11 protein-coding genes, 3 pseudogenes and 1 riboswitch are annotated in these 13,790 nt (G+C 70.7%); of the genes and pseudogenes, 8 read left to right on the top strand and 6 right to left on the bottom strand.

The window, feature by feature from the left end:
- Positions 1–164: 164 nt before the first annotated feature.
- The 4 genes from FHS34_RS10640 (at position 165) to FHS34_RS10625 (ending at position 4,083) form a co-directional block, all read left to right on the top strand.
- Entirely contained in the window at positions 165–842 is a 678-nt protein-coding gene (locus FHS34_RS10640; RefSeq protein ID WP_184963574.1) for an SGNH/GDSL hydrolase family protein, read from the top strand.
- Positions 843–896: 54 nt separating this feature from the next.
- A complete protein-coding gene (locus FHS34_RS10635; protein WP_225817334.1) occupies positions 897–2,348 on the top strand; it encodes an MFS transporter in 1,452 nt (483 codons plus the stop codon).
- Positions 2,349–2,501: 153 nt separating this feature from the next.
- Entirely contained in the window at positions 2,502–2,975 is a 474-nt protein-coding gene (locus FHS34_RS10630) for a carboxymuconolactone decarboxylase family protein (protein WP_184963572.1), read from the top strand.
- Between the two features lie 184 nt (positions 2,976–3,159).
- The gene (locus tag FHS34_RS10625) at positions 3,160–4,083 is read left to right on the top strand and encodes an RNA polymerase sigma-70 factor (RefSeq protein ID WP_184963570.1); all 924 of its coding nucleotides are present in this window, start codon (positions 3,160–3,162) and stop codon (positions 4,081–4,083) included.
- Positions 4,084–4,245: 162 nt separating this feature from the next.
- On the opposite strand, the gene FHS34_RS10620 is transcribed toward FHS34_RS10625, so the two are convergent.
- From FHS34_RS10620 to FHS34_RS10605, 4 genes are all read right to left on the bottom strand, one after another.
- Positions 4,246–4,863, bottom strand: coding sequence for a TetR/AcrR family transcriptional regulator (locus FHS34_RS10620; RefSeq protein ID WP_184963568.1), 618 nt, complete (start codon positions 4,861–4,863; stop codon positions 4,246–4,248).
- Between the two features lie 55 nt (positions 4,864–4,918).
- The gene (locus tag FHS34_RS10615) at positions 4,919–5,800 is read right to left on the bottom strand and encodes an MBL fold metallo-hydrolase (protein ID WP_184964268.1); all 882 of its coding nucleotides are present in this window, start codon (positions 5,798–5,800) and stop codon (positions 4,919–4,921) included.
- 11 nt (positions 5,801–5,811) lie between these two features.
- Positions 5,812–5,876: riboswitch (guanidine-III (ykkC-III) riboswitch) on the bottom strand.
- Between the two features lie 99 nt (positions 5,877–5,975).
- Positions 5,976–8,183 (bottom strand): ATP-binding SpoIIE family protein phosphatase, encoded by a 2,208-nt coding sequence (locus tag FHS34_RS10610; RefSeq protein ID WP_184963566.1) that lies wholly within the window; start codon positions 8,181–8,183, stop codon positions 5,976–5,978.
- A 189-nt stretch (positions 8,184–8,372) separates the two neighbouring features.
- Positions 8,373–8,858, bottom strand: a complete 486-nt coding sequence (locus FHS34_RS10605; RefSeq protein ID WP_184963564.1) for a universal stress protein — start codon at positions 8,856–8,858, stop codon at positions 8,373–8,375.
- Positions 8,859–9,477: 619 nt separating this feature from the next.
- Here FHS34_RS10605 and FHS34_RS10600 point away from each other — a divergent pair.
- On the top strand, positions 9,478–10,176 hold the full coding sequence (locus tag FHS34_RS10600; RefSeq protein ID WP_184963562.1) for a YoaK family protein: 699 nt from the start codon (positions 9,478–9,480) through the stop codon (positions 10,174–10,176).
- A gap of 112 nt (positions 10,177–10,288) precedes the next feature.
- Here FHS34_RS10600 and FHS34_RS10595 read toward each other — a convergent pair whose 3' ends face one another.
- Complete coding sequence (locus tag FHS34_RS10595) at positions 10,289–11,017, bottom strand: YoaK family protein (RefSeq protein ID WP_184963560.1); 729 nt, start codon at positions 11,015–11,017, stop codon at positions 10,289–10,291.
- 178 nt (positions 11,018–11,195) lie between these two features.
- Here FHS34_RS10595 and FHS34_RS10590 point away from each other — a divergent pair, with 178 nt between their 5' ends.
- Complete coding sequence (locus FHS34_RS10590; protein WP_184963558.1) at positions 11,196–11,933, top strand: flavodoxin family protein; 738 nt, start codon at positions 11,196–11,198, stop codon at positions 11,931–11,933.
- 37 nt (positions 11,934–11,970) lie between these two features.
- Here the strand turns inward: FHS34_RS10590 and FHS34_RS10585 are convergent.
- Positions 11,971–12,866, bottom strand: a pseudogene (locus tag FHS34_RS10585) (lytic polysaccharide monooxygenase auxiliary activity family 9 protein); the annotation flags it as partial.
- Between the two features lie 244 nt (positions 12,867–13,110).
- Between FHS34_RS10585 and FHS34_RS44145 the strand changes: the two are divergent.
- Positions 13,111–13,377, top strand: a pseudogene (locus tag FHS34_RS44145) (sugar ABC transporter ATP-binding protein); the annotation flags it as partial.
- Positions 13,359–13,685 (top strand): annotated as a pseudogene (locus FHS34_RS10575) (ABC transporter permease subunit); the annotation flags it as partial. The pseudogenes FHS34_RS44145 and FHS34_RS10575, both read left to right, overlap by 19 nt.
- Between the last annotated feature and the right edge of the window lie 105 nt (positions 13,686–13,790).

The raw sequence follows: 13,790 nt of genomic DNA, 5'->3' as shown, positions 1-13,790 counted from the left end.
GAGGGATCACCCGCGCGGTCGCATGACCGCCCCAGCCGGCGCGGACCGTGCCCCCAAGCTCTCCGGCCCCGAGCAGGCGCTGCACGCGCCGTCGGCGCCCCAAGGGTCAGGCCGCCCAGGAACCCTCTTGAAGAAAACATACGATCGACTGTACGCTTTTTGGCATGGAGCAACCCGTTTTCACTGAGGCGACCGACCCGTTCTGCCTGGACCGGGCGGATGCCATGACATTGCTGGCCGGGGCCCCTTGGGGCAGGTACGCCGTCATCGGAGACAGCCTTTCGGCGGGAACCGGCGATCCCACCCCGGGCTACCAGGACCAGGGCTGGCCGGACCGCGTCGCGGACGTCCTGCGGTCCGTCCGGCCGGACCTGGACTACCTCAATGTCTCCGAGACCGGAGCGACCACCGCCCAGACGCTCGAAAAACAGGCGGCCCGCATGGTCGAGTTCTCCCCGGATCTCCTCCACCTTCCCTGCGCGGCCAACGACATCGCACGGCGCAGGCCGGACTTCGGCGAGATGGAGCGCACGCTCCGGCGGATGTACGACGTGGCGCAGGGGACCGGCGCCCTGCTGACCACCTTCACGCTCGGCAGGGCGTACGTCGTGCCGGTCTTCCCCGACTGGCCGCAGCGGATCGCCGCGGTCAACGAGATCGTGCGCGGACTGGCTTCCGAATACGGCGCCGTCGTGGTGGACATGTGGGATCACCCGGTCAACGACCGCGGAAACCTGCTCAGCGAGGACCGCATCCACTTCTCGACCTCGGGACAGGCCGTCATGGCGGCCGAAATGGTCAGGAAGCTGGCCGGTTCCCTGGGACGGACCACATCGCCGTGATGCCCGACCCGTCCATGTCCGGCCGGACCCCGACGAACAAAGAGGTCTCTCATCGTGGCAAGTAGTCAGCAGTCGGTCAGCCGGCCGCCGGTGGCCGCGAAGGCCGACGCCGTTCCCTGGATGACGATATCGGTCGTCTTGGCCGCCTTGTTCATGGCGGTGCTCGATTCGTTCATCGTCGTGGTCGCCGATCCCTCGATCGTGGCGGACCTGCATGCCTCGGACAGTGACGTCCAATGGGTCCTCGCGGGCTATCAGCTGAGTTACGCGGTCTTCATCATCACCGCCACCCGCCTGGCCGACCTGTTCGGCCGCAAGCGGATCTTCCTTCTCGGGGTGGTCCTGTTCACCCTCGCATCGGTCGCCTGCGCGTTGTCACCGAACGCGGGCAGTCTCATCGGCGCACGTGTCGTCCAGGGCCTGGGAGCAGCCCTGATGGTTCCTCAGGTGTTCGCGTACGTCACGGTGCTGGTGCCGGTGGCGAGGCGGCACAGCGTGTACGGCGTACTCGGCATCGTCATGGGCATGGCCACCATCGGAGGACAGGTCGTCGGGGGACTGCTGATCGGCGCCGACCTGTTCGGCTCCGGCTGGCGCCTGGTGTTCTGGGTGAACGTGCCGATCGGCATCGCCATGTTCCTGCTCGCCGTGCGATACGTGCCGAAGACGGGCTCAGCCGCCGGCCGCAAGCTGGACATGCCCGGCGTCCTGGTGCTCAGCGCGGCGCTCTTCCTCCTGGTGCTCCCGCTGATCCAGGGGCAGCAGGCGGGCTGGCCGGGGTGGGTCTGGGCATGCTTCGCGGGCAGTGCGGTCGCGTTCGGCTCGTTCGTCGTGATCGAGCGGGGTCTGGAACGGCGGGGCGGGGATCCGCTGGTTTCGCTGACGCTGTTCCGGCAGCGCTCGTTCTCGCTCGGGCTCGTACTCGTCCTCGCCCTGTACGCGCTGATCTACTCGTACTACCTGGCCTTGTCAGTGACGCTGCAGCAGGGCCTCGGCATGTCGGCGCTCGGCGCGGGCCTCGTCCACACTCCGGCGGCCACGGCCTTCTTCGTGTTCAGCATGGTGGCGAGCCGGACCATCCCGAGGTACGGACGACGGGTCCTCGAGATCGGGGTGGTCATACTGGCGGCCGGTTACCTGGCGACCGGGCTCCTGCTGGTGTCCGGCCCACGGATCACACCGCTGCTCGTGATCCCCACCCTCGTGCTGCAGAGCGTCGGTGGCGGACTGGTCATCACACCGGCGCTCAACACCGTGCTGAGCCGTGTCAAGCCCGAGTCCGCCGGTGTGGCGTCCGGGGTCCTGTCCACGGCCCAGCAGTGCGGCGGAGCGCTGGGCGTCGCCGTCATCGGAGCGGTCTTCTTCGGCTCGTTCCACCCCGAGGCGGTCGGCAGGGTCGCCGCCGGCCACGCCTTCGCCATCGCGTCCTTCGCCACCTTCGTCATCGCCGTCGTGGCGGGCCTCGTCGTCTTCCTCCTGCCGAAGCGGCCGGCCGCCCAGGGCTGAGCGAGGACTGCGGAAGCTCCGTGGAGCGTGCCTCCCTCACGGGCCGACGAGCACCGGCCTCGGGGAGACGCGGGTCACATCCCTCCGTGTCACAGCGGGGCGGGCCACCTCGTCCCAGGGGTGTAGCCACCGACGACCACGGAGGAGCACATCATGGAAGCGCGACTGAACTACTTCGCCAGCCCGACCGCCGGCAAGGCTCTGAAGTACTTCATGTCGGCGGGCAGGACGCTCAAGGACTCACCGCTGCCGGCCGCGACGCAGGAACTGGTGTCGCTGCGCGTGAGCCAGATCAACGGCTGCGCCGCCTGCATCGACATGCACACCAAGGAGGCCGCCGCTGCCGGCGAGACCTCGGTGCGGCTGAACCTGGTCGCGGCGTGGCGGGAGGCCACGGTCTTCACCGAGGCCGAACGTGCCGCGCTGGAACTGGCGGAGGAAGGGACCAGGGTCGCGGACGCGGCCACGGGCGTCAGCGACGCGGTGTGGGAGAACGTCGCCAAGCACTATGACGAGGAACAGCTCACCGCCCTGGTGATCCTGGTCTCCTTCATGAACTCGGTGAACCGGCTTAACATCATCACCCAGCAGCCGGCCGGCGACTACGAGCCCGGACAGTTCCACTGACCGGCATCACCGCCGGGCCCGGGGACCCGCCACGGGCCCCGGTCCCGGCCTCGGTCGCGCCGACGTGACCCACCGCCGGTCCGGACGACCGGCGGTCCGGGAGACCTCGGTCCCGGTGATCACCGAAGATGAGGGCGCCGGCGACCGCGGCCGGAGTGGAAAGGTACACGGGAGGGGATTCGTCGTGAACAAGGTCGAGGAGTTCGAGGAGTTGCGGCCGCTGCTGTTCTCGATCGCCTACCGCATTCTGGGCAGCGTGGGTGAGGCCGAGGACGCGGTGCAGGAGACGTGGCTGCGCTACGACGGCTCGACCACCCAGGTCGCGTCGGCCAAGGCGTTCCTGTCGGCCACGGTGACGCGGATCGCGATCGACGTGCTGCGCTCCGCGCGGGTGAGGCGGGAGGAGTACGTGGGCCCTTGGTTCCCCGAGCCGCTGCTCAGTGATCCCTACCAGGATCCGGCGCGTTCGGCGGAGCTGGCCGACTCGGTGTCGATGGCGGCGCTGCTCCTGCTGGAGCGGCTCAGCCCGCTGGAGCGGTCGGTGTTCGTGCTGCGGGAGGTCTTCGGCTTCGGATTCGACGACGTCGCCGCGGCGGTGGGACGGTCGGAGGCGGCGTGCCGGCAACTGCTGGTACGGGCGCGGCAGCACATGCGGGCCGGGCGGCCGCGCTTCGAGGCGGACCGTCAGGAGCGGCAGGAGCTGGCGACCCGGTTCTTCGACGCCCTGAAGGACGGTGACGTGGGCGGGCTGCGGAAGCTGCTGGCAGCCGACGTCCAGATGGTCGGGGACGGCGGCGGCAAGGCCCCGCAGCTCGCCAGGGCCATCACCGGCACCGACAACGTGGCCCGGCTGCTCGCCTCCGTCTACCCCCTCATGGCCCGGGTCGGCGTGACCTTCCGGCCGCGCGAGATCAACGGGCAGCCCGGTGCGGTCTTCCAGGACCGGGACGGCAAGGTGCTCCACATCCTGGTCCTCGAAACGCTCGACGGGCAGATCGAGACCATTCGCTCGGTGATCAATCCCGACAAGCTCGGCCACCTCGGGCCGGTCGCCGACGCCTGGGCTGTCGACCGCGAGGTGAGGCAGGCCCGCAGGCAGACGAAGTGACCTTCGAGCCGGTGTAGGCCGACTGGCTCTCCGGCAGCCCGGGGCAGCGGCCACGGGGCGGCGATCCGCTCCGGGGCCCCCGGGCCCGGCGAAGCCGGCCAAGTGACCTGACAGGACGATGCGGTGGACCGAGGCCCACCGCATTCTCCTGTCACCGGCCGGTCATCGCGGGGCGGCCAGCAGGCCCTCGACGATGCGGCGTACCTTGCTCACCGCGCTGTCGTCCCCGAGCCGTAGAGCCGTGTTGGCGGCGCACAGCACCGCGTCGATCTGGAAGACGGCGAGGTCGATGTCCAGGTCCGCTATCTCACCGCTGTCCACGGCGTGCCGCAGTTCGCCGGCGATGACTTCGAGCCATTCCCGCTGATCGCGGAAGAGCGCGTCATGGACGGGACCGGGCTTGCCGTCGAACTCGGCGAGGTTCGCGGCTCGGAAGCAGCCGCCCGCGAACAGCGGGGTCGAGGCGTAGACGACCCACTCGTCGAGCAGCGCGCGCAGACGGGCGACGCCGCGCGGCGCGGACCTGGCCGGCCGGACGACGTTGTCGATGAACATCTCGCGGGCGAAGTCCACGACCGCGAGCTGCAACGCTTCCTTCGTCTTGAAGAGCGTCTGGATGCCCGCCTTGCTGTGCCCGGTGTCCGTGGCCAGACGGCCGAAACTGACTCCTTCGAGACCGTCGAGCGAGGCGATGTCGACCGCCCGCTCCAGTACGGTCTTCCGCGTCCGGGCGCCGCGCAGGAGACGTTTGTCGGTGACATCTGCCATGGCACTACCCATACGGTCGATCGTACCCCAGGGGCGACAGGGCCGGGCCTGCTCAGTCGTCCTCCGCTCAGTCGTCCTCGCGGCAGATGACGAACCCCGGGTAGGGATGGCGTCCGGGGCGGGTGCCGATCTCGTCGATGGCCGCGCGGATGTCGCGCAGGTGGTCGACGGTCATCTCCAGGGGCGGCTCGTCCGGCTGGTAGGTGGTGCGGACCGGATAGTCGACGCCGGACTGGGTGGTCATCTCGATGTGGCAGCCCAGGACATGGGTGACCGGCCGGGTGCCGGCGAACGCGATCAAGCGGTCGACCGTCCGGCCGAAGGCGGCCCAGTCCTCCACGTACAGCCGCCCGGGATACACCGTGTCACCGGTGAGCAGGAATCCGGTGTGCCGGTCGTAGTACGTGACGGCGGCCTTGTGGTGGCCCGGCGTGGCCAGGCACTCCAGCACCCGGCCGCCGAGATCGACCCGGGCGACCCGGTCGGCTTCGTCGGCGAAGCCGAAGTACGCCCAGGCACTGTCCAGATCCGCCCCCACCACCGTGGTGCCCGGGCGGTCGGCGAACTGCGCGTCGCCCGAGATGTGGTCGCGGTGAGCGTGGGTGTGCAGCACCAGCAAGCCGTAGTCGTCGCGCGGATGGGCGGCCAGCCAGCGTCCGACGACTTCGTCGACCACTCGGCGCAGCGGGAAGAACTCGGCCGACTCGGTGGCTCCGGTGTCGATGAGCACGGCACGTGTGTTGCCGAAGACCAGGAAGAGGAACGGCGCCTCGTAGTTGATGGCCTTGTTCTGGCGCAGGATGAATGTGTGTTCGTCGTACGCGTGCACCTGGATGTCGGGATCGGTGTTGTGCTTCGCCGACGGCGAGCCATGGATCCAGTCCACATCCAGGGCCCGGTGCACCGGTGCCTCGGACCCGAAGTCGATCCACTGCCCGTGCACGCCCATGACGCCTCCCGCGAGCGTCGTCTTGTCGGACCGGGTACGGCGCACATCTCGTCCGGGGCAGGCACTCCTGCGCCTCCCCCCGAAATCTACTACGCCCGATCCGACCCCCTCAACGAACCCGGACCCCATGCACTGTGCCGCCGGGCCAGGAGCCAGGCGGGTCGGGGTGGTCGGCTCAGGGGTTGTTGTAGATGTCGACCCAGATGGTCTTGCCGCGGCCGGTGGGGCTGTTGCCCCATCCGGTGGAGAGGGCGTCGACGATGTGGAGGCCTCGGCCGTGTTCGGTGTGCTGGCTGGTCTCGGTGGTGAGGGTGATCGCGGTGGGGATGGGCGGGGTGGGGTCGGTGTCGCGTACTTCCAGCCGGAGGTGGTCGGGGTATTCACGCAGGCGGAGGTCGACGTCGCTGTCCGCGTGGATGAGGGCGTTGGTGACGATTTCGGAGGTCACGAGCCGGGTGCTGTCGATGAGGTCGTCGAGTCCCCAGGTGTGCAGGCTGTCGGTGATGAACTGGCGCGCGGTCTTGACGGCTTTGAGGTCGTGACGGTGGAAGGTCATGCGCGTGATGCGGCGGTTGGGACCGGGCACGGGGCCTTCGTAATGGGCGATGAGGAGAGCGACGTCGTCGTGGTGCGCCGTGTGGACCGATGCTTGTTGGATCAACTGGTCCGCGAGCTCATCGATGCTCGGCGGCGCCGGTGACAGGAGGCTGTGCGTCCAGCCACCGGCGTCGGCGTCGGTGCTGTCCGTGTCGGGCGTGGCGGTGAGCCCGTTGGTGTAGAGGAAGAGGGTGGCGCCCGGGGTGAGGGGGATGTCGGTGGTGGTGTAGTGGGTGTCCGGGCTGATGCCGAGGGGGAGGCCGGCGGGAAGACGGGGGGTGATGACGGTGCCGTCGCTGGTGCGGAAGAGAGGCGTCGGGTGGCCGGCGAGGGCCGTTTCGGCGGTGCCCGTGGTGGTGTCGAAGTCGATGAGGCAGCAGGTGGCCATGAGGTCCGTGTCGAGTTCGTTCAGCAGGCGGTTGGCGCGGCTGAGCACGGTGCCGGGGGAGTGGCCCTCGGTGGCATAGGCACGCACGGCGCTCCTGAGCTGGCCCATGACGACGCTGCTTTCGATGCTGTGGCCCTCCACGTCGCCGACGACGAGCGCGATGCGGCAGCCGGGCAGCGGAATCATGTCGTACCAGTCGCCGCCCAGCCCCGCGGTGGAGGAGGCCGGGACGTAGCGCGCGGTGGTGGTCATGCCGGGGACTTCGACGAGGTCGCGAGGCAGCAGCTTCTTCTGGAGCTTCTCGGCGAGTTGCCGGGTGCTCTCGGTGAGCGTGGCGCGTTCGAGGGCAGGGCCGATGAGATCCATCATCAGCATCACCACGGCCTGTTCTTCCGAGCTGAAGACGCGACGCTGCGGGAACCCGAGGGTGCACACGCCCAAGGGCTGCTGATGCGAGGTGATCGGCAGATACGCGGTGGCCTCGAGGCCGTCGTCGACGGCGTGCGGATAGGTGCGCAGAAGGGCGGAACGGTCCGCGAAATACAAAGGGGTGCGGGTGAGCAGGGCGTCGGCGTCGGCACGGTGGGCGGTGGCCGCGGCACCGTGGAGGAGGCGCAGGGCGACGGTGGGGTAGTCGCTGTGTCCGGCCACCCACAGCCGGCCGTCCTTGAGGACGTGGACGAGGAACGCGGTGGCCCCGAAAGGGGTCATGACGCGTTGCCGGACGACGGCCGTGACGTCGCTGACGCTGGTGGCCTCGTTCAGCTCGGCGGCCAGCTGGTGGATCTGGTACATGAAACTGACTTCCGTGGAGCCGGGATGCCCCGGCAGCCCCCAACGGCTGTCGACGGTCCCCGCCGGGCGTGGCCCGCGCCGGTACAGCGGCAGCAGGGCCGGTTTGGTGCCGGGGCGCATGCCGACCGCTCTGTCCGCCAGGGCTCCCAGGATCCGGCCCAGGTCTTCGGTCGTGTCCTTCAGCCAGGCCACTTCGCGGGTGCTGAGGAAGTGGGTACGGGGCGGGACCCAGACGAAGGTGACGACTCCGAGCCGGCCGTGTTCGGTGTCGATGGGCAGGGCGACGACGGAGTACGGGAAGGGGATGCGGCTGGCGAACTTCAGGCCGGGAGGGTGGGGGATGGGGAACCCCGCCGTGGTCATCTCTCCGGTGCGGAACGCGGCGGCTGTGGCGTAGGGGGCGTCGGTGCCGACGCGTTCGGGCATGACGTAGATCGCCGGCTGGGCTCCGCCGATGATCACGCTGCGCAGGGTGCGGTCGTCATCGGCGAGCAGGTAGGCCAGGCCCGTGTTCGCTCCGAGCTGTTCGATCACTTCCTGCAGGGTGTCGGCGAGTGCGGTGTCGCGATGCAGGGTGGTGTAGGTGTCCGTCTGGTCTGTCATGACCGTGTCCCATCTCGAGAACCCGTCTGAGACAGGGGTGAGGCTGGAGGTCAGGCACGTTTTCCATGCTCTCTCCGGCGGCACACGGTCGCATCCGCCCCGACGGCCCGGCGGCGGCCCTCCTCCTGTGCGGACGGCATCGGAACCCCGTGGCCCATCACCGGGCGTCCACCACTTCGAGTGGGTCCTTCAGAGCGCCGGCGCAGCCCCGGCGGCACCCGGTGTCCAGTCGGGAGGGACGACGAGGACGGGAGCAGCTGCGTGCCGCAGGCAGTACCGGTCGGGTGAGGAGCGTAGCCAGGCGGCCGCCCGCAGCTGGCGCAGGCCGATCACCAGCAGGTCCTGCGGGCCGTGGGCCAGGCGGACCAGCACCGGTCCCAGCAGACCTCTCTCCACCCGGCGCTGTACGTGCAGGTGCTCGGGAAGGCCGGCCCGTTCGCAGGCGGCTTCGAGCGTGGCCCGGGCCGATGCCTGCTGGGTCGCGTCCAGCTCGGGGCAGGGGAACGCGCGTTCGGCGGTGTCGCCGCCGAAGGGGCTCCACACCGTGACGGCCAGAAGCACGGCGTGACGCCGTCGGGCCTCCTCGGCCGCGCACCGCAGCGTCACGACGCTGCCTTTGGGACCGTCGACGCCGGCGATGACGCGTCCCTGATTCCTGTGCTGTTCGCTGTGCATGACACTCTCGCTCTCCCACCGGCGGCGTGGGCCCGTCGCCGACACGACGCTAGGGACGTCGCTCGCCGCGGCGGATCCCCCGTCCGCAGGACCGGGAGGATGACCGCCTCGTCATCCGCGCGGCGCGACCGGGTGGGGAGGTGCGGCCGAGCGGGAAAGCGTACGGCCGCACAGACTCACGCGCGTACGTACGGCTTCGGGCGCGCGGCCGCCCCGCTCACGAGGCGGGCCCACGGCCTGCGGGCCCCCTGCCCTTTCGCCCTCCTCGTGCATGACCGTGCACCGGCCTGAGGTGTGGGGGATGATCGAGAGCATCTGGACACATACGCAGCTGTCGCGCCGGGTGTGTCGACGTCCGCGCCGAGAGGCGAGCGAACGACCTGCCCGTCGTCTCCCGCCGCGGCGAACTGGCGGAAGAGCGGTTCCCCCGGGCCGCCCGGCTTGCCCGGCGGTGGCGCCGGACAGCCGCCGGTGCGAGGCCGGAGCCGCCGGACGGCACCGTGCGGCGGTGCGGGCAGTCGTGAAAGGTGTGAAGGGCATGTCGGATGCCACGCCGCAGCCCAGGGGCGTTCCACGGCGGGGCCCGGTGCCCGCGGACGGTCCTGGGACGGGGGCGGGCGTGCCGGCGACGGACCGGTCGGTGCGGTTGGGCGTGCTGCTGGCGATGGTCGGGGGCGGCCTGGACGCGTACACGTTCATCAGCCGAGGAGGAGTGTTCGCCAGCGCGCAGAGCGGCAACGTGGTGTTGCTGGGGGTGGCGGCCGCTCAGCGGCACTGGTGGCAGGCGCTGGGCCATGTTCCCCCGGTTGTCGCCTTTCTGGCGGGGGTGCTGGTGGCCGAGACGCTCCGGCGGCCCAGGGTGGCGGCGGTGCTGCGCCGGCCGGCGTGTGTGGCCATGGCCCTGGAGATCGTGGTGCTGGCGGTGGTCGGCCTGATTCCCGCCCGCGCGCCCGATGCGCTGGTCAGCGTGCTGGTCGCCTTCATGGCCTCCGTGCAGATGTCGACGTTCCGCACGCTCGTCGATGCCGTCTACAACAGCACGATGACCACCGGAAACCTCCGCGCGGCCATGCAGAACGCGCACGCGGCGGTGGTCGCCAAGGACCGGGAGGCCAGGCGCCGGTCCTGGCAGTTCGCCTGCGTGGTCCTCGCGTTTCTCGTGGGGGCGTTCTGCAGCGGCTGGATGACGTTCCGCTGGGGGGTGCACGCGGTGTGGGGCGCGTGCGCCGTGCTGACGGTGGGCCTGGGCCTGTTCGTCCACGACGAGCGCATGGCCCGCAGACCGGGCAGGCCCGGCGGATCCGGCGAGGCGGGCTGAGCGCCCTCGCATCGGCTCACCCCGGCGAGCGCCTGCGGACCGGGCCGTCGCGGGGACTGCGGAGCCGGCCGCGGCCGGCTCCGCACCCGGGCGTGCCGCGGTGAGCGGACGGTCAGTGGGCAGCCGGAGGAGCGGACGGCGGCGTCGCCCCCGCGTCGGCGCCCGGCGCCTGGCGTCGCAGCCGTCGGGTCTCGCGGATGAGCAGGACGAGGACGGCCGTGAGCAGGGCGGCGGCCGCGCCGGCCGCGGGGGTGCCGGCCAGACGGGTCAGGATCGCACCGAGCACCGCACCGCTCACGAACGCGGTGATGATGAGGCCGTAGCGTCCCGCGCGCCGAGCGGCCGCGGGATCCCTCGTCGCCACCCACTGGTGTGCCGCGACGAGGGATTTCTGGAGGTTCCCGCTCTCCGCGAGTGTCGTGTACGGGGCGTCGCGCAGCGTGGTGAAGGTGGAGAACTGCAGCGCGGCCACGAAGGACACCGCGACGGTGGTGATCTTCTCGGGCGCGTCGGCGGGCAACGCGGCGATGACGGCCAGGACGGTGATCTGCAGTGTGAGCACGATCCGCAGGGGCCGTCGCACGAGGCGTTCCACTCGGGGCAGGCCGAGCACCTCCACGAGCAGCACGCCCGTGCTGAAGGCCGCGATCGGGACCAGCAGGGAGAGCGCTCGCTGCCAGTGGCGGGCGGTGGCCTCCACACACAGCAGCAGGACGTTACCCGACTGGAGGTTGGCGAAGACGTGGTACCGGATGAACGTGTAGGCGTCCAGGAATCCGCCGACCCCCGCCAGCAGCGCACCGACGAGAACGGTGTCGGGGCGGCGGTGGATCGTGGCCATGCATCACAGCATGCACGACCGTGCCGCACCGGGCCGGTCGGGGACACCGCCCCGCCCCGTCCCGGATGCCGACCCGAGGGGTGCACGTGAGTAGCGCCGGCCGTGGTCGGCCCGCACGCTGGATCCGGATACCGACGCGCCGCCGCGCACCCGAGGTGGCAGGGCTCAGGGAGGATCTTTGACCGCTACGCCGCCCACCACCGGCACACCACCGGCCCACTACGACGACCTGCGCGCCCTGGTGATCAACTGCACCCTGAAGCGCTCGCCGGAGACGAGCAACACCCAGGGACTGATCGACCGCAGCACCGCCATCCTGGACGCGCAGGGTGTGCACGTCGACGTCGTGCGGGCCGTGGACCACGACATCGCCACCGGTGTGTGGCCCGACATGCGGGAGCACGGCTGGCGGACGGACGCCTGGCCCGAGCTGTACCGGCAGGTCATGGCGGCCGACATCCTCGTGCTGGCGGGTCCCATCTGGCTGGGCGACAACAGCTCCGTGATGAAGCGGGTCGTCGAACGCCTCTACGCCTGCTCCAGCCTGCTCAACGAGGCGGGGCAGTACGCCTACTACGGCCGCGTCGGCGGCTGTCTGATCACCGGCAACGAGGACGGGGTCAAGCACTGTGCCATGAACGTCCTCTACAGCCTGCAGCACCTGGGGTACACCATTCCGCCGCAGGCGGACGCCGGATGGATCGGCGAGGCGGGCCCCGGCCCGTCGTACCTCGACCCGGGCTCGGGCGGTCCGGAGAACGACTTCACCAACCGCAACACCACCTTCATGACCTGGAACCTGCTGCACCTGGCCCGTGCGCTGAGGGATCTCGGAGGCATTCCCGCCTACGGCAACCAGCGCACCGCCTGGGACGCCGGCTGCCGCCACGACTACGAGAATCCCGAGCACCGGTAGGGCATCACCCGGTCGGCCTCCGGTCCGTGCGCCACCGTCCGGGCCGCCAGGCCACGGCCCAGCCGTCGAGCGGTGTGGTGCCATGGTTCATGACCTCGACGGAGGCCTGGAAGCCACCGCTCCAGGAGTTCACCACGGAGTACGTGGCCATGCAGGAACCCGTGTGCGGGTCCGAGGGCGTGGGGGTGGGGGTGGGCGTCGGTGTGCTGCCGGAGCCGCGGATGCCCGTCACCTCGCCGTATCCGCCGTCGAAGACGATGTCGGAGCAGGAGAAGAAGTTCTCCTGACTGTCCGAGCGGACCCACTGGATGAAGAGCACGGCGTCGCCGGAGCGGCCGGAGGGCAGCTTCTGGTCCCAGTGGTAGTGGCCGCCGTCCGTGCCCGGCGACCCCTGCTGCGGCGGGTTGGCGACCGTCTGGATCAGGTCGAGGTCGGACCAGCGCAGGGTGGACGCCGGTGACCAGCCCGGCTTGGTGAGATAGAACCGGAACTCTCCCGGATGCGCCGCCCAGTTGCTGTACTGGGTCTGGATCGTCGCCCCGCTGGTCAGGTGCGTCCGCGGCCAGTCCGAGCGGGCCGCGTCGTAGGCCCGGAAGTCGTACGGGGACCGGCCGCCGGCACTGCACAGGGTGGCGTCCGGGACATAGCCGGCACCCCGGCCGCCGGCGTTGGAGTCGAGCACAGCGAACCAGTTGTACAGCGCCGTCGCACCGCTCTCGGCCAGCGCGTCGCGGCACGCCGGGTTGGTCGGGTCCAGGCCGCCGGTCGTCGTGTGGGCGTCCAGATAGCACAGGCAGGTACGGGAACCGGGCAGCATCGCCACCCCGTGCGCCTGTGCGGTGCCCTGCCCTGCCCCAGGAGAGCCAGGGCAAGGGCCGCCAGCAGCGTCGACAGTGCCGCTGCCACTGACAGGAGTCTGCTGCGCAGAGTCACGTGGTGCTCCTTCCGCTCGGATCCGTCGGGCGGTGCGCCCCGGGCGTCACAACGGGTGAACGGCCGGGCGCCGGTGAGGTGCGCCCGAGTACGGTGATTGCGATCGTCGGACTGGTCGAAAGGGTCGGGGGCCTGCGCGCCGGCGCGCTCAGCCGGAGAGGGCCGGTGCCGCGACGCCCGGGGCCACGGCCGCCGGCGCAGGGCCACGGCCGCGGGCGCGGGACGGCAGGCGGACGAAGGGAGCAGGGACGTCCACCACGGCCGGCTCGCCGACCTGGACCGGCTCGCCCTGGTGTCCACCATGCTCGGCCGCGAACTCGGCGAGGTCCGCAGGGAGGGCCTGACCAAGTTCACCGGCGACCACCACACGGCGGGCGCCGAACCGGTGCTGGCCGCACGGGACCTGACGGCCCCCCACAAGCTGCACGGCATCTCGGTGAGCATCCGGCCGGGCGAGGTCGTCGGACTGGGCGGCCTGCTCGGCTCCGGCCGTACCTCGTCTACGCGCTCTCCGGTCTGCTCGCGGGACTGGCCGGCGCACTCAACGCCGCCTGGCTGGCCTCCGGGGTGACCATCCTGGGCGACGGCATGGAACTGGACGCCATCTCCGCGGTCGTCATCGGCGGCACCCTGCTGACCGGTGGCCTCGGTTACGTCAGCGGCTCCCTGGTGGGCGTCCTGCTGCTGAAGGTGATCCAGAACGTCATCAACCAGATCGGCTCCCTGGACTCCTCCCACCAACAGGTCGTCAGCGGCGGCTTCCTGGCCGTCGTGGTCATCGCCCAGACCTGGCTGGGACGCCGACGGCAACTGATGTGAGAAGCCCCGGCGCGGCAGCCGTACTCACCTCCGGTGCCCGGTTGCCCCGTCCGGTACCCAGCGGCCGGCCCCAGCCTCCCCGCCGGGCCGGCCGCTCCCCGCACC

Source organism: Streptomyces echinatus (assembly GCF_014203595.1).
GTDB classification, from domain to species: Bacteria; Actinomycetota; Actinomycetes; order Streptomycetales; family Streptomycetaceae; genus Streptomyces; species Streptomyces echinatus.
Note: the sequence above shows the minus strand (reverse complement) of the source record. Positions and strands in the feature narration are given on the sequence as shown.